The 21,033-nt window shown below is 73.0% G+C and carries 25 protein-coding genes and 2 pseudogenes; 12 read left to right on the top strand and 15 right to left on the bottom strand.

Annotated features, from left to right (window positions below):
- Window positions 1–25 precede the first annotated feature (25 nt).
- The 3 genes from ACZ34W_RS10670 to ACZ34W_RS10660 form a co-directional block, all read right to left on the bottom strand.
- Window positions 26–580 (bottom strand): Uma2 family endonuclease, encoded by a 555-nt coding sequence (locus tag ACZ34W_RS10670; protein WP_329488012.1) that lies wholly within the window; start codon window positions 578–580, stop codon window positions 26–28.
- A gap of 41 nt (window positions 581–621) precedes the next feature.
- Window positions 622–1,296: an alpha/beta fold hydrolase gene (locus ACZ34W_RS10665; protein ID WP_329488011.1), complete on the bottom strand. Its 675-nt coding sequence runs from the start codon at window positions 1,294–1,296 to the stop codon at window positions 622–624.
- 125 nt (window positions 1,297–1,421) lie between these two features.
- A complete protein-coding gene (locus ACZ34W_RS10660; protein ID WP_465603154.1) occupies window positions 1,422–2,711 on the bottom strand; it encodes an MFS transporter in 1,290 nt (429 codons plus the stop codon).
- Window positions 2,712–2,818: 107 nt separating this feature from the next.
- Between ACZ34W_RS10660 and ACZ34W_RS10655 the strand changes: the two genes are divergently transcribed.
- The 3 genes from ACZ34W_RS10655 (at window position 2,819) to ACZ34W_RS10645 (ending at window position 5,608) form a co-directional block, all read left to right on the top strand.
- A complete protein-coding gene (locus tag ACZ34W_RS10655) occupies window positions 2,819–3,781 on the top strand; it encodes a LysR family transcriptional regulator (RefSeq protein ID WP_465603152.1) in 963 nt (320 codons plus the stop codon).
- A 120-nt stretch (window positions 3,782–3,901) separates the two neighbouring features.
- Window positions 3,902–5,050: an adenosine deaminase gene (locus ACZ34W_RS10650; RefSeq protein WP_329488009.1), complete on the top strand. Its 1,149-nt coding sequence runs from the start codon at window positions 3,902–3,904 to the stop codon at window positions 5,048–5,050.
- A 204-nt stretch (window positions 5,051–5,254) separates the two neighbouring features.
- The gene (locus ACZ34W_RS10645; RefSeq protein ID WP_329488008.1) at window positions 5,255–5,608 is read left to right on the top strand and encodes a hypothetical protein; all 354 of its coding nucleotides are present in this window, start codon (window positions 5,255–5,257) and stop codon (window positions 5,606–5,608) included.
- A 139-nt stretch (window positions 5,609–5,747) separates the two neighbouring features.
- Here the strand turns inward: ACZ34W_RS10645 and ACZ34W_RS10640 are convergent, their stop codons facing one another.
- On the bottom strand, window positions 5,748–5,930 hold the full coding sequence (locus ACZ34W_RS10640; protein ID WP_329488007.1) for a PspC domain-containing protein: 183 nt from the start codon (window positions 5,928–5,930) through the stop codon (window positions 5,748–5,750).
- A gap of 321 nt (window positions 5,931–6,251) precedes the next feature.
- Between ACZ34W_RS10640 and ACZ34W_RS10635 the strand changes: the two genes are divergently transcribed.
- From ACZ34W_RS10635 to ACZ34W_RS10625, 3 genes are read left to right on the top strand one after another with little or no spacing between them, the layout of a single operon-like run.
- Window positions 6,252–6,662 (top strand): GntR family transcriptional regulator, encoded by a 411-nt coding sequence (locus tag ACZ34W_RS10635; RefSeq protein ID WP_465603354.1) that lies wholly within the window; start codon window positions 6,252–6,254, stop codon window positions 6,660–6,662.
- On the top strand, window positions 6,659–7,618 hold the full coding sequence (locus tag ACZ34W_RS10630) for an ABC transporter ATP-binding protein (protein WP_329488006.1): 960 nt from the start codon (window positions 6,659–6,661) through the stop codon (window positions 7,616–7,618). Before ACZ34W_RS10635 ends, ACZ34W_RS10630 begins: the two co-directional genes overlap by 4 nt.
- Window positions 7,615–8,706 (top strand): hypothetical protein, encoded by a 1,092-nt coding sequence (locus ACZ34W_RS10625; protein ID WP_465603148.1) that lies wholly within the window; start codon window positions 7,615–7,617, stop codon window positions 8,704–8,706. The genes ACZ34W_RS10630 and ACZ34W_RS10625 overlap by 4 nt, the downstream gene beginning before the upstream one ends.
- Window positions 8,707–8,871: 165 nt before the next feature.
- Here the strand turns inward: ACZ34W_RS10625 and ACZ34W_RS10620 are convergent, their stop codons facing one another.
- From ACZ34W_RS10620 to ACZ34W_RS10605, 4 genes and pseudogenes are all read right to left on the bottom strand, one after another.
- Window positions 8,872–9,030 (bottom strand): hypothetical protein, encoded by a 159-nt coding sequence (locus ACZ34W_RS10620; RefSeq protein ID WP_396485543.1) that lies wholly within the window; start codon window positions 9,028–9,030, stop codon window positions 8,872–8,874.
- The gene (locus ACZ34W_RS10615) at window positions 9,024–9,263 is read right to left on the bottom strand and encodes a hypothetical protein (protein WP_465603146.1); all 240 of its coding nucleotides are present in this window, start codon (window positions 9,261–9,263) and stop codon (window positions 9,024–9,026) included. Before ACZ34W_RS10615 ends, ACZ34W_RS10620 begins: the two co-directional genes overlap by 7 nt.
- A complete protein-coding gene (locus tag ACZ34W_RS10610; RefSeq protein WP_465603144.1) occupies window positions 9,251–9,514 on the bottom strand; it encodes a hypothetical protein in 264 nt (87 codons plus the stop codon). The genes ACZ34W_RS10615 and ACZ34W_RS10610 overlap by 13 nt, the downstream gene beginning before the upstream one ends.
- Before the next feature lie 29 nt (window positions 9,515–9,543).
- Window positions 9,544–9,969: pseudogene (locus ACZ34W_RS10605) on the bottom strand (ATP-binding protein); the annotation flags it as partial.
- A 168-nt stretch (window positions 9,970–10,137) separates the two neighbouring features.
- Between ACZ34W_RS10605 and ACZ34W_RS10600 the strand changes: the two are divergent.
- The 3 genes and pseudogenes from ACZ34W_RS10600 to ACZ34W_RS10590 all read left to right on the top strand — a co-directional run.
- Entirely contained in the window at window positions 10,138–11,028 is an 891-nt protein-coding gene (locus ACZ34W_RS10600; RefSeq protein ID WP_465603142.1) for a helix-turn-helix domain-containing protein, read from the top strand.
- Between the two features lie 10 nt (window positions 11,029–11,038).
- The gene (locus ACZ34W_RS10595) at window positions 11,039–11,239 is read left to right on the top strand and encodes a DUF397 domain-containing protein (protein ID WP_465603140.1); all 201 of its coding nucleotides are present in this window, start codon (window positions 11,039–11,041) and stop codon (window positions 11,237–11,239) included.
- A gap of 261 nt (window positions 11,240–11,500) precedes the next feature.
- Window positions 11,501–11,968 (top strand): annotated as a pseudogene (locus ACZ34W_RS10590) (Scr1 family TA system antitoxin-like transcriptional regulator); the annotation flags it as partial.
- Between the two features lie 106 nt (window positions 11,969–12,074).
- Here ACZ34W_RS10590 and ACZ34W_RS10585 read toward each other — a convergent pair.
- Window positions 12,075–12,518, bottom strand: coding sequence for a hypothetical protein (locus tag ACZ34W_RS10585; protein ID WP_465603138.1), 444 nt, complete (start codon window positions 12,516–12,518; stop codon window positions 12,075–12,077).
- A gap of 536 nt (window positions 12,519–13,054) precedes the next feature.
- On the opposite strand from ACZ34W_RS10585, the gene ACZ34W_RS10580 reads away from it, so the two are divergent.
- The gene (locus tag ACZ34W_RS10580; protein WP_465603136.1) at window positions 13,055–14,482 is read left to right on the top strand and encodes a hypothetical protein; all 1,428 of its coding nucleotides are present in this window, start codon (window positions 13,055–13,057) and stop codon (window positions 14,480–14,482) included.
- Between the two features lie 104 nt (window positions 14,483–14,586).
- On the top strand, window positions 14,587–14,943 hold the full coding sequence (locus ACZ34W_RS10575) for a ribosomal protein L7/L12 (protein WP_396485529.1): 357 nt from the start codon (window positions 14,587–14,589) through the stop codon (window positions 14,941–14,943).
- On the opposite strand, the gene ACZ34W_RS10570 is transcribed toward ACZ34W_RS10575, so the two are convergent.
- The 4 genes from ACZ34W_RS10570 to ACZ34W_RS10555 all read right to left on the bottom strand — a co-directional run bounded on the left by ACZ34W_RS10570 (window position 14,910) and on the right by ACZ34W_RS10555 (window position 18,429).
- Window positions 14,910–15,494, bottom strand: coding sequence for a VanZ family protein (locus ACZ34W_RS10570; RefSeq protein ID WP_465603133.1), 585 nt, complete (start codon window positions 15,492–15,494; stop codon window positions 14,910–14,912). The genes ACZ34W_RS10575 and ACZ34W_RS10570 overlap by 34 nt on opposite strands.
- Before the next feature lie 188 nt (window positions 15,495–15,682).
- Window positions 15,683–16,093 (bottom strand): hypothetical protein, encoded by a 411-nt coding sequence (locus ACZ34W_RS10565; RefSeq protein WP_465603131.1) that lies wholly within the window; start codon window positions 16,091–16,093, stop codon window positions 15,683–15,685.
- The gene (locus tag ACZ34W_RS10560) at window positions 16,090–17,685 is read right to left on the bottom strand and encodes an ATP-binding protein (protein WP_465603129.1); all 1,596 of its coding nucleotides are present in this window, start codon (window positions 17,683–17,685) and stop codon (window positions 16,090–16,092) included. Before ACZ34W_RS10560 ends, ACZ34W_RS10565 begins: the two co-directional genes overlap by 4 nt.
- Before the next feature lie 66 nt (window positions 17,686–17,751).
- The gene (locus tag ACZ34W_RS10555; protein ID WP_329487983.1) at window positions 17,752–18,429 is read right to left on the bottom strand and encodes a response regulator transcription factor; all 678 of its coding nucleotides are present in this window, start codon (window positions 18,427–18,429) and stop codon (window positions 17,752–17,754) included.
- Window positions 18,430–18,987: 558 nt separating this feature from the next.
- On the opposite strand from ACZ34W_RS10555, the gene ACZ34W_RS10550 reads away from it, so the two are divergent.
- Window positions 18,988–19,692 (top strand): SigE family RNA polymerase sigma factor, encoded by a 705-nt coding sequence (locus ACZ34W_RS10550; RefSeq protein ID WP_380386853.1) that lies wholly within the window; start codon window positions 18,988–18,990, stop codon window positions 19,690–19,692.
- 234 nt (window positions 19,693–19,926) lie between these two features.
- On the opposite strand, the gene ACZ34W_RS10545 is transcribed toward ACZ34W_RS10550, so the two are convergent.
- Complete coding sequence (locus ACZ34W_RS10545; RefSeq protein ID WP_359803612.1) at window positions 19,927–20,562, bottom strand: ATP-binding protein; 636 nt, start codon at window positions 20,560–20,562, stop codon at window positions 19,927–19,929.
- Window positions 20,563–20,609: 47 nt separating this feature from the next.
- Complete coding sequence (locus ACZ34W_RS10540) at window positions 20,610–21,029, bottom strand: hypothetical protein (protein WP_465603127.1); 420 nt, start codon at window positions 21,027–21,029, stop codon at window positions 20,610–20,612.
- Between the last annotated feature and the right edge of the window lie 4 nt (window positions 21,030–21,033).

Raw genomic sequence — 21,033 nt, 5'->3', positions numbered from 1 at the left:
CGCCGTCCTGCGCACGTGCGGCCGCTCAGGCGTACGTGCGCAGGACACCGGTGTCCAGCGTCCACGGGCCGACGGTGACGGTGTCGCCGAAGGCGAACTCCCTGCGGGACGGGTAGCCGGGCCCGTCGTGGACGATGCCGGTGCCCTTGCGGGGGTCGACCAGCAGGTAGAGCGGGATGCCCATGGCCGCGTAGTCGCGGACCTTGCCGTGGTAGTCGTTCTCCGGGTTCGACTTCGAGACGATCTCCGCCACCAGCAGGATCTCGTGGGGGAGCAGAGCTCGTCCCTCGTCGTCCAGGGCGGCTTCGGGGAACACCATCAGGTCGGGATTGCGCAGCCGTCCCAGTCCGACGTCCTCCAGATCCGCGCCACCGTGGGCGATGTAGCCGGGGTGGGTGTTCGGCAACTGGGCGTTCAGTTGCCGGGCCAGGCGGATCACGGCGAGCTCGTGCCGTTTCACCGGGGACATCATCATGACGATCTCGCCGTCAGCGATCTCGACCTTCCCTATTCCGGGAATCTGCGGCAGCTGATCGGCGATCTCGCGCAACCGGGCGTACACAGCAGGATCGATGCTCATGCTCGGAGTGTATCGACGGGCCCCGGCAGCCGCGCCGTCGCTCAGCCGGCCGCCGTGAGGGCGATCTTCAGGAACTCCTCGGGGGCCTCGCGGATCAGGTCGTGGCCGACCGGGAGGGTGTGCACGGTCCAGGCCGGGTCGTCGCGCAGGCGGTCGAAGGTCTCCAGCAGCGGGCTGTCCTCGAAGCGCTCGGCGTGGATGTAGACCCGGCGGGTGACGGCGTCGGCCGCGCCGGTGAGGGCGATCGGTTGGAGGAGGCTGGCCACCGGGTGGACGGTGGCGCGCGGGTCGAGGGCGGGGTTCGAGCCGACCACGGTGACACCGCCGCCCGCCGCGGCGCCGGCCAGGTAGCGCTGCTTCCAGACCTCGTTGACGATCCGGTAGGCCGACTCGCCGTCGCGGGGGACGAAGGCGTCCGCGTACACCAGCGCCCCGACCCGCTCCGGCACCCGGTCGGCGACCCCGGAGAGGACCATCCCGCCGTAGCTGTGCCCGACCAGCACCACGTCGGTGAGCCGCTCCGCCTCCAGCAGCCCGACCACGTCCTGCACGTGGGTGTCCAGGTCGACCACCGCGTTGTTCAGGTGCCCGCGCTCGGAGACCCCGGTCAGCGTCACCGGGTACACCTCGTGCCCGGCGGCGCGGAGCCCCTCGGTGAGCGGCCGGTACCACCAGGCGCCGTGCAGCATGCCGGGGACGAGTACGTAGCTGGCCATGGCGTCTTCTTCCTCTGGCGGATCGGTCGATCGGTCGAAGGCTCGATCGGGCTGGGCGACGCGAGGAAGGCTACGGCGGATACCCGACACCCTGTGTCAGGTATCCGCCGGGGAGAAGCCGATCGTCAGCGCCCCACCGGGACGGCCGCACGACGGGTGGTGTGGGCGCGGCGGGTGGCGTAGAGGGTGACGCCGGCGGCGAGGGTCATCGCGGTGAGGCCGACGGCGGCCGCGCCGGGCCAGCCGGTGGAGTGGTAGGCGTCGGCGCCGATCGTGCCGCCGAGGCTGTTGCCCAGGTAGTAGGCGATCAGGTACAGCGCGGAGGCCTGGGCGCGGCCCTCCGTGGCGGTGCGGCCGACGGCGGAGGACGCGGTGGCGTGGCCGGCGAAGAAGCCGGCGGTGATCAGCACCAGGCCGAGCAGCGCGCAGAGCAGCGAGTCGGCGAGCGAGAGCAGCAGGCCGGCGGTGGTCACGCCGATCGCCACGTACAGCGCGCCGCGTCGGCCGAGACGGCCGGAGAGCCGCCCGGCGGCGGCCGAGGTGCCGGTGCCGACCAGGTAGACCACGAAGATCGAGGCCGCCACCGACTCCGGCAGGTGGAACGGCGCGGAGATCAGGCGGTAGCCGACGGTGTTGTAGACCGCGCCGAACACCGCCATGAAGAGCAGCCCGAGCGCGTACAGCCGGACCAGCAGCGGGTTGCCCAGGTGGCGGCCGACGGTGCGGGCCAGCGCGCGGGCGTCCACCGGGGCGGGAGCGAAGCGGCGGGCGGGCGGGATCAGCAGCCGGAAGGCGAGCGCGGCCAGCAGCGCGAGGGCGGCGGAGGCGGTCAGGCCCCAGCGCCAGCCGAAGCCGGCGGCCGTCCAGCCGGAGATCAGCCGCCCGCCCATGCCGCCGATGCTGTTGCCCGCCACGTACAGCCCCATCGCGGAGGCCAGCGCGCTGGGGTGGATCTCCTCGGCGAGGTACGCCATCGCGGTGGCGGGGAGCCCGGCGAGGGCGGCGCCCTGGAGGACGCGCAGCACGACGAGGGTGGTGAGGTCCGGCGCGAAGGGCAGGGCCAGGGCGAGCGCGGAGGCGGCGAGCACGGAGGCCGTCATCACCGCGGTGCGTCCGTACCGGTCGGAGAGGGCGCTGGCCGGGAGCAGGGCGAGGGCGAGGCCGAGGGTGGCGGCGGAGGCCGTCCAGCTGGCCTGGCCGGGGGTGAGGCCGAGGTCGGCCGAGAGGACCGGCAGCAGGCCCTGGGTGGAGTAGAGGAGGACGAACGTCGCGATGCCGGCGGCGAAGAGGGCCAGGTTGGCGCGGCGGAAGGCGCGCTGCCCGGGGCGGTAGCGGGCGTCGTCGGTGGCGAGCGGGAACGGCTTGGTGAGGGCATCCGGCACGGTCGCGGACGCCCCGGTACTGGCGGGCTGCATGTCGTCGACGTTAAGACCGGCCGCTCTGATGCGTCCAATGCATGAATGCGGGAGAATCGATGCGCAGGAGTATGAGTGCAGGTCGAAGCGGTGAGGATGGCGCGGGAGTGGCGGAGAGCACGGACGAGGCCGATCGCCCGCACCGGCCGGCGGAGCTGGGGCCGGAGTTGCCGGCCGTCCAACTCGCGCCCCGGCTCGCGCAGTTCGCGGCGGTGGCCCGGCTGGAGCACATGACGCAGGCGGCAGTGCTGCTGGGCGTGCCGCAGCCGACGCTGTCCCGGGCGGTGGCCCGGCTGGAGGCCGAGCTGGGCGTGGACCTGCTGGCCCGTCAGGGCCGCACCGTCCGGCTGACCAGGGCCGGCCGGCTGCTGCTGGCCTCGGTGGAGCGGGCGCTGGCCGAGGTCGAACGCGGTGCGGAGGCGGCCCGGGCGGAGGCGGACCCGTCGGCCGGGCGGGTGGTCTTCGGCTTCCTGCACACCATGGGGACGGACGCGGTGCCGGCGCTGCTGCGGGGGTTCCGGGCGGCGCACCCGCAGGTGCGGTTCCAGCTGGTGCAGGACTACGTCGGCGCGATGCTGGAGCGGTTGCTGGCCGGCGAGCTGGACCTCTGCCTGGTCTCGCCGGTGCCGGACGACCCGGCGCTGGTGGCCCGGCCGCTGGACGAGCAGCGGCTGCACCTGGTGGTGCCGGCCGACCACCGGCTGGCCGGGCGGCGCCGGATCCGGCTGGCCGAGGTGGCCCGGGACCCGTTCGTCGGGCTGGAGCGCGGCTACGGGCTGCGCGCGATCACCGACGGCTTCTGCGCCGAGGCCGGGTTCGTGCCGCGGCTCGCCTTCGAGGGCGAGGACGCCGAGACGCTGCGCGGCCTGGTCGCGGCCGGGCTCGGGGTGGCGCTGCTGCCGCCCGCGCTGGTGCCCCGGCCGGGGGTGGTCGAGCTGGAGGTGACGGCGCCGCGCACCCGGCGGGCGATCGGCCTGGCCTGGGCGGCGGGCCGGCCGCCGACCCCGCCGGTGGCGGCGTTCCGCGACTTCGTGCTGGCCCGCCGGGGGCGGCTGCTGCAGCACGACTGACCCGGCGCGCCGCGCGCCCGTGCGCCGCGCTCGGCCCTTCGGAGGAATTCCCGGTGCACATTGGCCGAACCGGCCGCGCGGGTGTGGCCTGTCTACGCGCGTAGGAGCTACACTCCCGCAATGGAGAACCAGACCCCTGTCACCACCGCGGGCACCGGCCCCCGGATCCCCACCCCCGACCAGATCGCCCGCGCCCCGAAGGTGCTCCTGCACGACCACCTCGACGGCGGGCTGCGGCCCGAGACCATCGTCGAGCTGGCCGCCGCGGTCGGCTACGAGGGCCTCCCCACCACCGACCCGAAGGAACTCGGCGAGTGGTTCCGCGAGGCCGCCGACTCCGGCTCGCTGGTCCGCTACCTGGAGACCTTCGCGCACACCTGTGCCGTGATGCAGACCCGCGAGGCCCTGATCAAGGTCGCCGCGGACTGCGCCGAGGACCTGGCCGCCGACGGCGTCGTGTACGCCGAGGTCCGCTACGCCCCCGAGCAGCACCTGGAGGCCGGCCTCACCCTCGACGAAGTCGTCGACGCCGTCAACGAGGGCTTCCGCCTCGGCGAGGCCAACGCCCGCGCGGCCGGTCACCGGATCCGCGTCGGCACCCTGATCACCGCGATGCGGCACGCGGCCCGCTCCTCGGAGATCGCCGAGCTGGCCAACCGCCACCGCGACCGCGGCGTGGTCGGCTTCGACATCGCCGGTGCCGAGGCGGGGTACCCCCCCACCCGCCACCAGGCCGCCTTCGACTACCTCAAGGGCGAGAACAACCACTTCACCATCCACGCCGGCGAGGCCTTCGGCCTGCCGTCGATCTGGGAGGCCCTGCAGTGCTGCGGCGCCGACCGGCTCGGCCACGGCGTGCGGATCGTCGACGACATCACGGTGAACGAGGACGGCAGCGTCGAGCTGGGCCGGCTGGCCGCTTACGTGCGCGACAAGCGCGTCCCGCTGGAGATGTGCCCGACCTCCAACCTGCAGACGGCGGCCGCCACGTCGTACGCCGAGCACCCGATCGGGCTGCTCAGCCGGCTGAAGTTCCGGGTCACGGTCAACACCGACAACCGGCTGATGAGCGGCACCAGCATGAGCCGCGAGTTCGGGCACCTGGTGGAGGCGTTCGGCTACACGCTGGGCGACATGGAGTGGTTCACCGTGAACGCGATGAAGTCGGCGTTCCTGCCGTTCGACGAGCGGCTGGCGATGATCAACGACGTGATCAAGCCGGGCTACGCCGAGCTCAAGGCGGAGTGGCTGTTCAGCGCGACCTCCTGAGGCGGTGCGGTCGGTCGGGTGAACGCCCTGGTCACCCCTGGGTGTTGGCGTTCATCTGACTACCCACTCGTGTGGGTTAACGGCCTTTGGTCCCCGTGCGATCCGATCACTACGGTGTGGCAGTCAACGCCGACCGGCGGAGGTGGCGGAACCCGCTACCCCGCCGTGAATGTCGGCCACCGACGAGGATCCAAGGGGACGAACATGAAGCAGGCCACTCTCAAGGCCGCCGGCACCGCCGTGCTCGGGCTCGCCATCGCGGCGGTCGGCGCCGGCAGCGCGTCCGCCGACCCGGTCGCCGCGGGTGGCCTCGGGCTTCCCACCGGCGCCGTGACCAACCCCGCCGTGACCGGCGCGGTCACCGACACCGCGAGCAAGCTGCCCGGCGGTGACAAGGTCGCCGGCACCCTCGGCACCCTGACCCCGAGCGCCGGCCAGGCGATGGCCCCGGCCGCGGACGCCACCCCCCGCGCCGGCGTGCCGAGCATCCCGGGTCTCGGCAGCACCCCCGTCGGTGGCCTGACCCAGGCCCTCCCGCTGCCCGGCCTCGGCGGCTGACGCTCCCGCCACGGCCGACGGGCCGCCCGCACCCCGGTGATCCCGGGGCGCGGGCGGCCCGTTTCGGCGTTCGGACTCAGGTGCGTGGGTGCGTGGGTGCGTGGGTGCTGGGCGCCAGAGGCGTAGGGGGCGCCGGGGCTCACGGCTCCTGGGGGAGGAGCAGCCAGAGCGCCAGGTAGATCAGGAACTGCGGGCCGGGGAGCAGGCAGGACGCGAGGAAGATGATCCGGACGGTCCAGGGGGTCAGGCCGAAGCGCTCGGCGATCCCGGCGCAGACGCCGGCGATGACGCGGTTGTGGCGGGGGCGGGCGAGGCGGCTCATGGCGGTCTCCGTGTTCCTGGCGCCCGGTCCGGGCTCTCCGGAGGGCGTACTTCCATACTCCGCCGCCTCCACCCCCGGATCCTCAGCCTCGGCGGCGATCCCGACCCTGGCCTTCGTCCCCGGTGAGGAGGACCCGACCTCGGGGTTTGTCTCGGGGGTGCCCCGGAGGTTCGCCTGCGCAGGAGTGGGAAGTCGGGCGGGCCGACTTCCGGTGCGAGGGGGCTGGAGGGCCGCTCGCGGGGCGACGGTCCGGTCCGGAGTTGACGGCCGATCATCTCAGGTGCACTATTCCACTAGTTAACTAGTGGAAAGGTGGATGTCATCGTCGAGTACCTCATCGACCGTCGCGGCGGCCTCTCGCCGTATCTGCAGATCATCGAGCAGACGAAGCGGGCACTGCGGCTCGGAGTGCTCCAACCCGGTGACCAACTCCCCACCGCCCGCGAGGTGGTGGAGGCGACGGCGATCAATCCGAACACCGTGCTCAAGGCCTACCGCGAGCTCGAACGCGAAGGCCTGGTCGAGAGCAGGAGGGGTGTCGGGACCTTCGTCCGGAAGTCCCTCGCCAAACCGCCGACCGTCGAGGACTCGGCCCTGCGCGTCGACCTCGCCGACTGGATCGCCCGGGCGCGGGACGCGGGCCTGGAACGCGAGGACGTCGCCGCTCTCGTCGACACCGCCCTCGACCGCGCCTACCCCACCAGCACCGAGGCCCCCGAGGAGTCCGGGTGAACCACCCCGCAGCAGAGCACCGACCGACCGAGGACGCCCCCGCCCTGGAGGCGACCGGCCTCGGTCTGAAGTACCGCCGGCGCTGGGCCCTGCGCGACTGCGAACTCCGGCTCCCGGCCGGCCGCGTCTGCGCGCTCGTCGGCCCGAACGGCGCCGGCAAGAGCACCCTGATGGCGCTCGCCGCCGGACTCCTCGCGCCGACCGAGGGAACGGTCGCGGTGTTCGGGACCGGACCGGGCGGAGCCGCCGCCCTGCGGCGCACCGCCTACCTGCGGCAGGACAAGCCGCTCTACCCGCGGTTCACCGTCGCGGAGACCCTGCGCGCCGGTCGGGAGCTCAACCCGGGCTGGGACCAGGAGATCGCGGAGCGGATCGTCCGGCTGGGCGATCTCCCGCAGAACGCCAGGGTGGGCACGCTCACCGCCGGCCAGCGCACCCGGGTCGCCCTCGCGCTCGTCCTCGGCAAGCGCCCCGACCTGCTGATGCTCGACGAGCCGCTCGCCGACGTCGACCCGGTGGCCCGCCAGGAACTCACCGGCATCCTGATGGCCGAGGCGGCGGAGCACGGGACGACCATCCTCATCTCCTCGCACGTCCTCGCCGAGCTGGACGGCGTCTGCGACCACGTCACCGTGCTGCGCGACGGGCGGATCCGGCTCAGCGGTGACGTCGACGACCTGCTGGACGACCACCGCCTGGTGGTCGGCGCCACCGAGGGCGCCGACGGCACCCCGGCCGAGCTGGCGCGCCACGAGATCGTCGAGCTGCGCCGCACCGGCCGCCAGGCGACCGCGCTGCTCAGGCCCCACGGAGAGATCGACCCGCGCTGGGACGTCAGCCGGCCGAACCTGGAGGAGATTCTGATCGCCTATCTGCGTACCGCCGCCCCGCAGGGCCGGCCCCCGGCCGGGGTCGGCGCGCACACCGCCGGTCGCGAGGAGGTGGCGGCCCGATGAGCACCGCCGACCTCGCCACCCCGCCGCGGAGCCGCCCGTCCGGGCGTCGCCTGCTGAGCGGCACCACCTGGCTGGGCCTGCGCCAGGACCGCACGCCGCTTCTGATCGCCGGTTCCGCCCTGGTGCTGCTCTGCGGTTGGATGGTCTACCTGCACAGCCGGATCGCCGACCAGATAGCCGAATGGCGCCTCCAGGGCTGCACCGTCGTCTACTTCCCGGCGGAGTGCGAGGCCAGTCAGGCGATCACGCTCGACGCGCACTGGGGCATCGCCGTGATGATCACCGGCTGGCTGCTGGTGATCCTGCCGATCGCCTTCGGCGTCTTCTACGCGGCGCCTTTGCTGGCACGGGAGTTCGAGACCGGGACGTACGCGCTGGCCTGGACGCAGTCCGTGTCGCGGCAGCGTTGGCTGGCGGCCCGGCTGGGCGTGCCGCTGCTGCTGACCCTGGTGGGGTCGAGCCTGCTCGCGGTCGTCTCGACCCGGTTCGTCCACCAGGTCGAGGGGCGGTTCTCCCTCCCCGGCCTGTACCACTGGTTCAGCTGGATGAGCCGCAGTGCCTCCGGGCCGTCGCTGGTCGCGTCCTGCCTGCTCTCCGTCGCGCTCGGGGCCGCCGTCGGACTGGTGGTGCGGCGGGTGGTGGCCTCGATCGTGGTCACGGCGGTGCTGACCGGCGCCGTACGGTTCGCGGTGGACTCCGGGCGGTACCTGCTGACGCCGGCGCGGGAGGCGCTGGCGAGCGTCCGGATGGCTGCGCCCGATGCGGTCGGCCCGATGTCCGTGGTCCAGACCGGACGGGTGACGACGTCCTCGCCGCTCGAATCGCACATCGTGGAGAACGGTTTCCTGACCCGTGACGGCCTGCGGATCCCGGCCGACAGCGACTGGATCGGCACCCTCCCGGACGGGACGGCCGTCTGCCCCAGCGATGCCTGCCAGGCCCACTACGACACCATCGACCGGTTCTACACGCTCTACCACCCGCCGGCCGACGAGTGGATGATGCACTGGACGCAGACCGGGCTGAGCCTGCTGGCCACGGCGGCGCTGCTGGTCTTCTGCGCGCTGTGGGTGCGCCGCGTGCGCTGAGCCGGCGTCGGGTGCGGTTGTCGGGCAGGGCCTCCCTCGTGGGGCCCTGCCTTCCGCTTGCCCGGATGAGGTGGCAACTCTGCAATGGAGTGGAAAGTCGGACGGGCCGACTTCCGGCGTGTGGGGGCTGCGGCGGCTGGGGCGGCAGCCGCCGGGCGGGGTGGGTCAGCGTGGCAGCCGCTCGCGCTCGGAGTCGTCCTCGGTGCGCCGGTTCACGCTGAGCGCGGTGATCACGCCGAGCACGACGGTGAGGAGCGCGAGGGCGAGGAGGAGCACGAAGGCGGTGGCGACGAGGAAGCCGGCGGTGCCGCCGGCCCTCACCACCGGACGCCGATGACGCGGCGGCCGAGACGGGCGGCGAGTGCGTGGAGCAGTTCGTCGGCCTGGTCGCGGGTGAGCGGGAGGGCGAGGTGCTCGCCGGGGCCGGCGTTGACGTCGAGGTCGACGGCGACGCGGAGTTGGAGCGCGGCGTCGGGAACGGTCTCCACGGCGAGGTAGGCGACGGTGGTGCGCTCGGTGTGGACCGCCTGGGTGGGGAGAGGGATCAGGACGCCCACGGGTCACCCCGTTCGGCGGCGCTCGCGGCGGCGCGCAGGAGGCCGAGGAGGTTGAGGAGGGTGGCGACGGGGGCGTTGCCGAAGCCGATGAGGACGCGGCCGTCGACGCTGCCGTTGGTGGCGGCCGAGCCCCAGGCGATGCCGAACGGGCGTCCGAGTTCGTGGAGTTCGGCGAGCAGGGTGGTGACCTGGGGTTCGGTGTAGTCGCGCATCCGGGGGTCGTCCGGTGCGACCGGGGCGTGGCGGGGCATGCGGCGGCATCCAGCTCGAACCAGACGACCTTGCCGTCCTTGCGGGCGTCGGCGCCGAAGCGGTGGGTGAGCGAGCGGACCAAGTGGATCCCGCGGCCCGAGAGTTCGTAGGGATCGGCGGAGGTGCGCTGCTCGGGGAGGGTGGGGCTGTCGTCGGCGACCGAGACCCGGAGGGTGCGGTTCGCGAGGACGACGACCACGAGGGGCGCCTGGCTGCCCGCGTGGCGCCAGGCGTTGACGAAGAGCTCGTGGAGGGCGAGTTCGGCGTCGGCGATGGGGTCCGGCGGCCACCCGGAGGAGGCGAGGGCCGCACGCAGTTCGTGCCGGGCGGCGGACCAGTCTGGAGGGTTGAGGGCACGCACGAAGAACCTCCGGGAGGGGAGAGGGAGTTCGCGACGGAGGCGAGACCGTGAGCCAGGCTGTGACGGCTGCTCTGCGGCGCCCGGACAGGGCATTACTGACGCTCCGCCGTGTGATCGGTGCAACACTGAGAGTAGGACCACAAGTTCCACGCGTGCAACACGATCGGCCAAGATGGGCGCGTCAGTTGAGTAGCCTCACTCTTGTGGGTGGCGCCTCGCGCCCTCGAAGCGGGAAACTGCTCCGACACGGAAGGAAAACCCTTGGCACTCAGGACTCAAATCAGCGAGCGGCAGAAGCGGTTCGGCGCTGAGCTGAGGAGACTGCGTGAGGCCGCTGGGCTGGCGGTGAAGGATGCCGGCGCCACCATCGGCATGGGCGGTCCGCAACTGAGCCACATCGAGGCGGCGCGGACCGGGCTCGACCCGGCCCGACTCACGACTCTGTTGTCCACCTATGGGTGCACGGATGAGACCTACATGGCCATCCTGCACGAGCTAGGTGCCAGCGACGGCAAGGGCTGGTGGACGGAGTTCAAGGGGAAGGTCCCGACCCTCGCGCTGGATCTCGCCGAGGTGGAGGACCGGGCCATTCGCCTTGACGACTACCAGATCCTCTATGTCCCGGGAGTTCTCCAGCTTCCGGCGTATGCGGAAGCTATCCACGAAGACGCCTACGGCAACGCAACATGGGACATTGCCGACGCGGTCAGGTTCCGGCTTGCGCGGCAGCGCATCTTGGTCGACGACGAGCAGCGGCAGTTCCACTTCATCATTCATGAAGCAGCTCTGCGTATGAGGTTCCCGGGCGATGCGGTGATGAGGGCCCAGCTGATCCATCTTCTTGACATGGCAGAGCGCTCGAACGTCACGATTCAGGTGCTGCCGTTCACGGCGGCGAAGAAGCCGCCTCACTCAAGTTCGTTCGTCCTGTGCGACCCAGGGTGCAGCGACTTGTCCACGATCGTGGTGGACGGTCCCGGGCGGGCCGAGCATTATGGTGACCCGGAGAGCATCGTGGCTTATCGCCGGAAGTTCGAGCAGCTGGGACGCCTGGCGTTGCCAGCGGCTGACAAGGCAGATGCGCTGCGCGGTACGCCGTCACGTGACTCCTGGGGAATTCTCCATCACCTCCTTTATCTGCTTCAAGCTTGAAAGGCCTGCAATGTCCGAAATCGCCTGGCAGAAGTCGTCGTTCAGTGGCGGGGACGCGGGCAATTCATGCCTCGAACTGGCCCCCGGCGCCGGCGACCTGCGTCATCTGCGCGAGTCGGACGAGCCCGATGTCGTCGTCACGACCGACGTGGCCAAGCTCCGGGCGTTCATCCTCGGGGTCAAGGCCGGCGAGCTCGACCACTTCATCTGAGCAGCGAGCGCGGAGGGGCGGGCGGCCACCAGGCCGCCCGCCCCCACACAATCGCTCAACCGCGCAGTAACCAACTGTTCGCAGGGTCGTCCAGCCAGACCTGGTGGCCTTCGCCACTCACCGTGAGCCCGAATCGCTCCGGTCCTGGCCTTCCGTGGTCACCCCACCACCGGTATGCCGCCTCGGCCTCCTCCCAGAGGCGCCGCGAACCGTACTGCCATGCCGCGTAACGCTCGTCGTGCCTGGTGACCGGATTGCCTCCAGACGCGGGCCTACACCGACGCGGTGCTGCGGGCCGTGCAGCGGCGCCGGGTCGTGGTGGACGATGTGGACGCCGCTGTGGAAGTCCGGATGGAGCGGCAGCGGATCCTCCGCGAAGGTGACCGGCGGTTCGCCGTTCTCCTGGAGGAGTCCGTCCTGCGGTCCGGCCCCGGCAGCCGGGATGTTCAGCGCGAGCAACTGGCGCACCTGCTGACCGTGGGCGCGCTGCCCCATGTCAGTCTCGGCATCGTCCCCATGGGGCCGGGCCGTTCCCGGATGCCGGTCGAGGGCTTCTGGATCTACGACACCGCCCAGGTCAACGTGGAACTGGTCTCCGGCTACCTCACCATCACCCAGCCCAGCGAGATCGCCCTCTACGCCCAGGCCTTCGGCGAACTGGCCGACCAGGCCGTCCACGGTGAGCAGGCCCGGGCCCTGATCGGTGCGGCGATGGAGGCGCTGGCGTGACGGGCGGGGAATCTGCGCCAGCAGATTCCCCGCCCGTGAATGCTGCTCTCGCTTGCCGCCGTCCGCCGGGCGGGTGCCCGGCGGACGGCGTGGGGATGCGAGCGGGTCAGCTGGCCGGGGGAGCCTGCGGGGCCGGCGGCTGGGCGACCGGGGCCGCCTGCGGGGCCGGGGCGGGCTGGGCGTAGGGGTTCTGCGCCGCGTTCGGGTTGTACGCGGCGTTCGGGTCGTACGGGGCCTGGTAGGCCGCCGGTTGCGGGACCGCCGGGGCGTTGCTGCGGGCGACCAGGGCCTTCACGGCGTTGGCGATCAGCAGCACGGGGAGGATGAACGCCTGGAAGAACATCCGGTACTCACCGCCCTCGAAGACGAACGCGAGGTAGTACGCGTAGCCGGCGAACGCGATGCCGGCGATCACGTTGATGACCCGCCAGCCGCCGCTCAGGCCGCCGCCGACGTTGACGGCGCCGAGCACGACCATGGCGATGCCGCTGATGGCCAGCAGCACGACGTACCAGGAGAAAAGCGGGTCAACGGTGAAGTCGAGATTCACGGAGTCAATTCCTGTGGGAGGTGAGAGAAAGAAATCCTTGGGGACGAGTGGGCACAGTACTGGACCCCGCGGACAATCGCCGCCACGTTTTCGTCACGAACTCGTATACCGGCGGCGCCCCCACCCGTGCTTGGTTGGGTGAATGACTGACTATGAGGTCCTTCGGGTCTTTTGCGGCCCCGACGGCGGCCACGGGAACCCGCTCGGCCCGCCGCGATCCTGCTCACGGCCGAGCTCGGGCGCGACCTGATCATCACTCAAGGCGTCGGCTCCCAGCTCGTCACCGGCGTCCGGCCCGGCGGCCTGATCGAGGTCGGCGGCCGGGTGCGGCGAGCGGCGTGACAGCCGTCACCCGGCGTTCGTCCCGGCGACCGATACTCCTTCACGAATGGTCCACACGTTCGGATATGATGCCGCCGTTGCTGGAGGTTTGGGGGCGAAGCAGCGGGACGGACATGGCCTGCGACGAGGTTCCCTCTCAGTCCAGGCGACCCATCGTCTGCCGGGCTCGGCCCGCTCTCCTCCGTGAGGTCCCCTTGCGCACTCAGCACCGCAGTCTCCTCGCTCTGGCGGCCACAGCCACCCTGGTCTCCGGCACCGCCGTCGCCGCCGCCCCGGCGGCGCTCGCCGCCCCCTCGATCGCCCGGCACACCCAGGGCACCCTGGGCGCCCAGACCCAGAACGGGCCCGTGTCGATCACGCTGAGCGGCCTGCCCGGCACTTTCACCGCCGGTGCGGCGCCGGTCGAGTTCACCGCGACCCTGAAGAACTCCGCCGACCACGCGGTCGACGCCACGACCGGCTTCACCCTGGCCGACGTCAACTCCGGCATCAAGGAGACGCAGCTCAAGCTGGAGTTCCAGTCGCCCGGCGGCACGCAGTGGAAGAACGCCCTGCTCAGCCCCGGCCAGACGGTCGGCGCGGTGTGGGAGCTGGACACCTTCGCCACCAGGATCAGCGTGCCGGCCGGGGCTTCGGTCACCTACCGGCTGCGTCTCGCCGTCACCGCCGGCGCCGTCGGCGGCACGGCCACGGCCGGGTTCCGGGCCGTGGTGTCGGACCCGACGCTGCCCCCGGAGCAGCGGATCTCCACCCCGGCCAGCGAGTTCGGACGTTTCACCATCGCCCCGGTGGGCGGCCCCAGCACCCCGCCGGTGACCGCTCCCGGCCCGGCCGAGCCGAGCGTCGAGGGCGTCCCCGCCTCCTTCACCACGGGCGGCGAGGCGAAGGGCTTCAAGCTGGTCCTCGCCAACCACAGCGGCAAGGACATCCGCGTCCTCCCCGAGGTCACCCTCCAGGCCGGGAGCACGCTGCCCGCCGACGCGGTCCGGTTCGAGTTCCAGTCCCCGGAGGGCGAGTGGCTGGCCGCCAGGCCCCTCCCGGAGCCGGCGACGAGCAGGCTGATCCTGGGGCTCCCGTCGGGCAGCAAGGACGCCGACCTCGTGAAGCTGCACGACGGCGAGTCCCGCACGATCAACGTCCGGCTGGCCTTCGCCAAGGATGCCCCGGTCGGCGCCGCGTCCGTGCTGCTCACCGGGCACAGCATGCCGGAGGTCAGCGGGCTCGGCGTCACGACGTCCAGCCGGGCGGTCCCGTTCGGCATCGCGGCGCCGGGCGGCGCCGGTACGCCGTCCCCCACGGCGTCTGCGACGCCCTCCGCCACCGCGACCGCCACCGGGACGGCGAGCGCTCCGGCGAGCCCCGCTCCGGTGCCGACCGCGCCGTCGGCGGCCGCGGTGGTCGTCGCGCAGGTCACCGCCTCGGCATCGAACGGCCCGGCGACCACGGCCGCTCCGGTGCCGGTGCCCGTCCCCGTGCCGGACCAGGCCTCCGGGCTGGCGTCGACGGGCGGCGGGTCCTCCTCCGCGCCGATGGCGATCACCGGCGGCATGGCGATCGCGATGGGGCTGGGTGCCCTGGTGGTGCTGCGCCGCCGGCAGCGCACGCAGCGCCCCGGCCGCTGACCGCCCGCCGGGTACGCCCGGCCGGGCGGAGCGAGCCGGAGCGGGCGGGCGGGCCGGGGAGGGCCGGGCGGGCCGGAGCGGGCGGGCCGGGGAGGGCCGGGCGGATGGAGGAACCGGAGTTCGTCGCCGAGCTGACCGGCGCGGGGGAGCGGCGGATCGAGCTGCTCCGCGCCCTCCGCGCCGTGACCGGGCTGAGCCTCTGGCACGGCAGGCTGCTGCTGGACGACCTGCCCGCCCCCGTGCGGGACGGAAACCTGCGGGACCTCGACGTCGCGGTGGCCCGCCTGCGGGCGGCGGGCGGGCGGGTCACGGTGCGCTGCCGGGCGTGCGGGCGGGTCGCCCCCGACGACGGGCGGCTGCTCGACCCGGGCTCGTGCGCGGTGGCAGCTCCCGGCTGCTTTTCCTGCCCGGCGAGCAGCGAGCCGCCTCAGCGGCCGTGGGAGGAGACGGGCTCCGCGTAGACGGGAGCGTGGGTCGGTGCGTGGACCGGCGTGCGAGTCGGCGTGCGAGTCGGCGTGTGGGCCGGCGCGGGGGCCCGGGCGGGCGCCGGGCGGTCGGCGCCCGCGCGGCGGGGCCGGAGCAGCAGGGACCGGCAGCCGGGCACCAGGGCCAGGTGGACGATCGCCACGCCGACGCTGGCGAGCAGTATGTGGTCCACGTTCAGGATGTGGCCCGGGGCCCAGGAGGAGAGGAACTCCAGGGCGGTGGCCAGCAGGGCGGCGGCGCCGGTGGTGCGGAGGAAGGACGGGAGCCAGGGGGCCCGCAGGCGGCCGCCCGAGAGCGGGAGCAGGACGCCGAGCGGGGCCAGCAGCAGCAGTTCGCCGAGGACCTGCCAGGCGGTGGAGGAGCGGAGCGAGGCCAGCGGCGTCAGGTTGGCGTCGTAGACCCAGGCCACCGGCAACGGTCTCAGCACCAGCCAGCCCGCCAGGGCCAGGTGGAGGGTGAGGCCGACGAGGCCGACCAGCCGTAGGGGACGGTGGACGGCCGCCGCCGGCCCGGTCTCGGTCCGCACGCCGGAACGCTCGTCGCGTGCCCTGGTGCCATCTCGCTGCACGCGGGGAAGGACGTGAGCCGGTGGCGCGGCGGTTCCACGCCCGGCGTGAACATTCCGCCACACGCCCGGAGCGGACCGAAACGGCCCGGAGCGCCCCCGTTCGGACCCGATCCGGTCGAGATGCGGCCCGGATCCCACGGAGTCGATCAGCGGCAGGTGGCCGACGCCGTCGGCGACGGTGTCGCCACCGCGGTGAACACGTTGTCCGCCGGCGGGGTGGACGGCACCGGGGTCACCCGGGTGACCGACGGGGACGGGCTCCCGAAGAACTTCGCCGAGGAGTGCGCGGCGGGCGGTGTCGGGCCGACCGGTGACGGTGCGGCCGGCGCCGTCGGTATCTGCGGCGCGGTCGGGCAGGCCGTCCGGCTGGCGGGCGCGCCGGCGTCCACCGGGACGGCGGTCGGGCGGATGCCGCACCCGGCGGCGAGGGCGGCCAGCGCCACCAGGGCGGCGGCGCCGAACACCCGGCCCGGGCGGGAACCGCGGTCCGGGCGGGAACCGCGGACGGCGCGGGCCCGGTCGGCCGGACCCGCCGGAACGGACGGGCGGGAGGTCACAGCGCACTCTCCTCGGAGTCGTCGGCCGACGGCGGAGGCTGGGTCCGCGGCAGCGTCAGCGTGAACACCGCCCCCACCTCCCCGTTCGCGGCCGTGATCGTCCCCCCGTGGATCTGCGCGTTGGCCATCGCGATCGACAGGCCCAGACCGCTGCCCTCCGAACGCGCCCGCCCCTTGTCCGCCTTGTAGAACCGGTCGAAGACGTGCGGCAGCACGTCCTCGGGGATGCCGGGGCCGCTGTCCGAGACCTCGACGATCACCGTTCCGACCGCCGGGCCGACCACCGGGCCGTCATCCTCCCGGCCGTCCGTCGGGCCGTCGGCCGCGCCGTCCGCCGGAGCCTTCGCGGGGCCCTCCTCCCGGACCGTCACCCGCACCGGCGAGCCGCCGTGCTTGAGCGCGTTGCCGATCAGGTTGGCGAAGACGACGTCCAGCCGGCGCGGGTCGACCACGGCCCGGACACCGCGCGGCGCGTCCAGCTCCACCGCGTCGTACCAGGCCCGGCCGTCGATGCAGGACATGATCAGATCGGCGATGTCCACCTCGTCGGCGACCAGCTTGGCCGTACCGGCGTCGAAGCGGGTCACCTCCATCAGGTTCTCCACCAGGTCGGAGAGCCGGCGCGTCTCGTTGACCACCAGCCGCACGGCCGGCTCGATCATCGGGTCCAGCGACTCGGCCTCGTCCTCCAGGATGTCCGTCACGGCGGTCATCGCGGTCAGCGGCGTCCGCAGCTCGTGCGACATGTCGGCGACGAACCGCCGGCTCTGCGCCTCCCGCGCGCTCAGCTCCTCGACCTGCTCGTGCAGCGACTCCGCGGTGCGGTTGAACGTCCTTGCCAGATCGGCGAGTTCGTCCGAGCCCTCGACTTCGAGCCGGGTGTCCAGATGGCCCTCGCCGAGCCGCCGGGCGGCCTCGCCTAGCCGCTTGACCGGGCGCAGCACCGTCGCCGACGCGGCCTGGGCGAGCAGTGCCGAGCCGATCAGGGCCAGCAGCGTGGCGATCGCCAGCGACCAGCCGAGCGTGCTCAGGTCGGCCCGCTCGTTCTCCAGCGACTTGAACATGTAGGCCGTCGGCCCGGTCGGCACCACCTTGGTGCCGCCGATCACGAACGGCCGCCCCTCCAGGTTCTGCCGCTGCCAGTACAGGTGGAACGCGTACGGGTTGTTCTCGGTGAGCTCGCGCGGCTTCGCGACGGTGTCCCGCAGCCTGGCCGGGACGTCGGCGAGCGTGTAGGTCAGCGGGGCCGAGGAGGCGAGGCAGCCCGGGCGGGCGGGGTCGGAGACCACCACCTCGTAGCTGAGCCCGGAGCTGGCGACGCTGGCGGCGAGCTGGTTCAGCTCGGCGCAGGTGGCGTTCAGCGGCAGCTCGGAGACGTTGCGGGTGAGCGAGACCCGGAAGTCGTTGAGCGCGGTGTTCTGGGCGCGCTTGAGCACCGCGTCCCGGTTGAGCCAGTACGCGATGCCGGAGGCCGAGACGGCGGCGAGCAGCGCGACCGCGGCGAACACCGCGATCAGCCGCACTCGCAGGGAACGCAGCCGTCGCCACGGGCCCGAGGAGAAGCGGCTGGTCGTCGTCTGAAGGTCAGTCACGGGAGCCTGTCGTTGCGGAAGATCAGGAGAGGCGGGATATCAGCAGCGGGGCGCTGCCGGGCGCGGTCACGCCGGCGGGTCCAGACGGTAGCCGACCCCGCGCACCGTGCGGATCAGGGTGGGCGCCGAGGGCACGTCCTCGACCTTCGCCCGCAGCCGCTGGACGCACGCGTCCACCAGCCGGGAGTCGCCGAGGTAGTCGTGTTCCCAGACCAGGCGCAGCAGTTGCTGGCGGGAGAGGGCCTGCCCGGGCCGGCGGCTGAGCTCCAGCAGCAGCCGCAGCTCGGTCGGCGTGAGCTGGAGGTCCTCGCCGTCCTTGGTGACGGTCATCGCCGCGCGGTCGATCACCACGGTCCCGTACGCGGAGGAGTCCGAGCTCTCCCGCTCACCGCGTCGCAGCACGGCCCGGATCCGGGCGTCCAGGACGCGCGGCTGCACCGGCTTGACGACGTAGTCGTCCGCGCCGGACTCCAGGCCGACCACGACATCGATGTCGTCGGACCGGGCGGTGAGCAGGATGATCGGAAGCTGGTCGGTGCGGCGGATCCGGCGGCAGACCTCGAAGCCGTCGATTCCGGGCAGCATGACGTCCAGCACGATGAGGTCCGGCCGCTGCTCCTTGAAGAGCCTCAGACCGTCCTCGCCGGAGGCGGCGGTGGCCACTTTGTGGCCCTGGCGGGTGAGAGCGAGTTCGAGGCCGGTACGGATGGCGTCGTCGTCCTCGATCAGTAGGAGGAAAGGCACGGCCTCATTCTGGCTCACCCGGAGCGCCGAATCACCCCCCGGCACCGGTCACCGACCGGGTGGGAACCGGAACCCGAGCCACCGGCGTCCGTCACGGCGGGAGGCGATGCGGGACGAAAGCCCCGCCCCTGTGACAGCCCTGTGACAGTCGACGGACAGCGTCATCACAACCGGCGGGCAAGATTTTCCATGTCGCCGCAGGACAGCGGGCCAACTGGCCGGCTGAACGGCGGCAACAGGAACCGCTCGTACCGACCAAGGGGGCGCACGATGAACGCCAGGCTGCAGACCCGGACCAACCCGGCTGACCGCACCGCGCGTTCGTCATCGGCCACCCACCGGACCCGGTACGAGGTCAGGACCGACGAGACCTCCGGTGCCGTGACCGTGCGGGGGTGCGCGCACAGCGCCGGTGGAAACACTGTCGCCTGCCGGGTGAGCGGCGGCGGCAGGCAGGGGGAGCTGTACGGGATCGGCCACCGGGGGAACGTGGCCGACTCCGCCAACACCCTGACGCTGCGGGGGATCCTCCCCGTCCGCGTCGAGGGCAAGGACACCCTGGGGGGGAACGGGGGAACCCGGGGGATCGGGGGGAGCGGGCTGCGGAAGGTCGACTCGGGGGAGTCGGCCGGCCGCGGGGCCGCGGGTGCGACGCTGCTGCGGCTGAACCCCGCGGCGACCCGCACCGCCGAGGCGGGACAGGGAGACGCGCAGGGGGAGCACCCGGCCGTCGCGGAGGACTACACCACGGAGTTCACCGCGTACGTGCGCGAGCGCCGCGCCTCCCTGTACGCCACGGCGTACCACCTGACCGGTGACCGCTTCGAGGCCGAGGACCTGCTGCAGAGCGCGCTCTTCAGCACCTACCGGGCCTGGGGCCGGATCACCGACAAGGCCGCGGTGGGGGGCTACCTCCGCCGCACCATGACCAACCTGCACATCTCCGCCTGGCGGCGCCGCAAGGTCAACGAGTACCCGACCGAGGAGCTGCCGGAGACGGTCGGCGACACCGACGCGATGGGCGGCACCGAGCTGCGCGCCGTGCTCTGGCAGGCGCTGGCCAAGCTGCCGGAGAACCAGCGCACCATGCTGGTGCTGCGCTACTACGAGGGCAAGACCGACCCGGAGATCGCCGACGTGCTCGGCATCAGCGTCGGCACGGTCAAGAGCAGCATCTGGCGCGCGCTGCGCCGGCTGCGCGACGACGAGCACCTGAACAAGTCGGGCGACACCGCCCGGGCGTTCGGCGAGCTGGTCGCCTGAGAACGGCCCCGCGAGGGGCGAGGGACTCCCGTCGGGGGACGGGTGAGGACGGTCAGGGAAACTGGCAGCGCCGGCTCGGGGGAGCGGCGTAACCGGGGGGAGCCCGATGACCGTCCGGGAAGGCGGCGGGCCCGGTGCGGGGGAGACGCACCGGGCCCGCCGTTCTTCGTGCGTGAGTGCGGGCATGCGGTCGTGCCTGCGGGCACGTGCGGGCGTGCCGGCCCGCGGTGGAGCTCAGACCGCGGAGAGCTGCCGTCCGGCCGCCGCGCGGATCCGCCGGTCCGCCTCCGGGCCGGTGCAGGGGTGGGCGCCCAGTTCGACCTGCCGGCCGACGATCGAGCGCTCGGCCCGCATCAGCCGCCAGCCGCGGCGCACCAGGACGGGCAGCGACTTGCGGCTCTCCCGGACGTCCCGGCGCAGCCGCCGCCAGGCGGTGGTGAGCGCGCCGTTGCGCAGGCACAGGGCGTCGCCCAGCAGGCCCTCGGCGGCGCAGGCGCCGGCGATCTCGGCGGCGAAGATGCCCTCGGCGATGAACGCGGGCGCCCCGGCGAGGTCCAGCACCTGGGTGGAGACGCGGCCGTTGGCCGGGATCGAGTACACCGGGACTTCGGCGCGGCCGCTCTCGTGGAGGCCGCGGATCGCCGCCAGGGCCTCGTCACGGTGCCAGGCGAGCGGGGAGTCCCAGTCGACCGCGCCGTCGTCCAGCAGCGGCAGGGTGGGGTCGTCCCCGTCCTTGTAGAAGTCGTCGAGCTGGAGCACCGGCAGGCCGCTCCGTTCCGCCAGTGAGGACTTCCCCGATCCGGAGGGCCCGGACAGCAGGACCACTCGGGCACGGGCTATCGGCGCGGCATTCAGCGGGGAGTCACTCACGGGACACCAGTCTGACGCATCGGGGCCGGATGCCGAAACCCGTCGGGTCACACCTTGTGCGGCGACTCCGGTGCGGCGAGGGCGAGGTGCAGCAGCGGCAGGTACCGGCTGTCGACCTGGAGGAAGACCGGCTGCCCGGCGCCGGGTGCCAGGTAGGCGGTGGCGGCCCAGTCGTGGTGGTGCCAGGTGTCCGGCTCGGGGGCCCGGAAGGCCCCGCCGGCGGCCAGTACGACCGGGCCGGCGCCGTCGAGTTCGCGCGAGCCGAACTCGGCGCTCGCGGCGCCCGGTGTGACGCGGATCCTCCCGCTGACGTAGCGCGGCGGCCAGCCGGGGCCGTCGGAGCGGGCCGAGCAGGGGATCCGGACCGGCTTGCCGGCGGCCAGTCGGCGCCGGGCGCGGGCCACGAACAGCCTGCGGACGAACCCGTCCGCGAACAGTGCCATCAGCTCGCCGGCGATCTCTCCCACGCGG

The organism is Kitasatospora sp. NPDC022856 (assembly GCF_055561235.1).
Note: the sequence above shows the minus strand (reverse complement) of the source record. Positions and strands in the feature narration are given on the sequence as shown.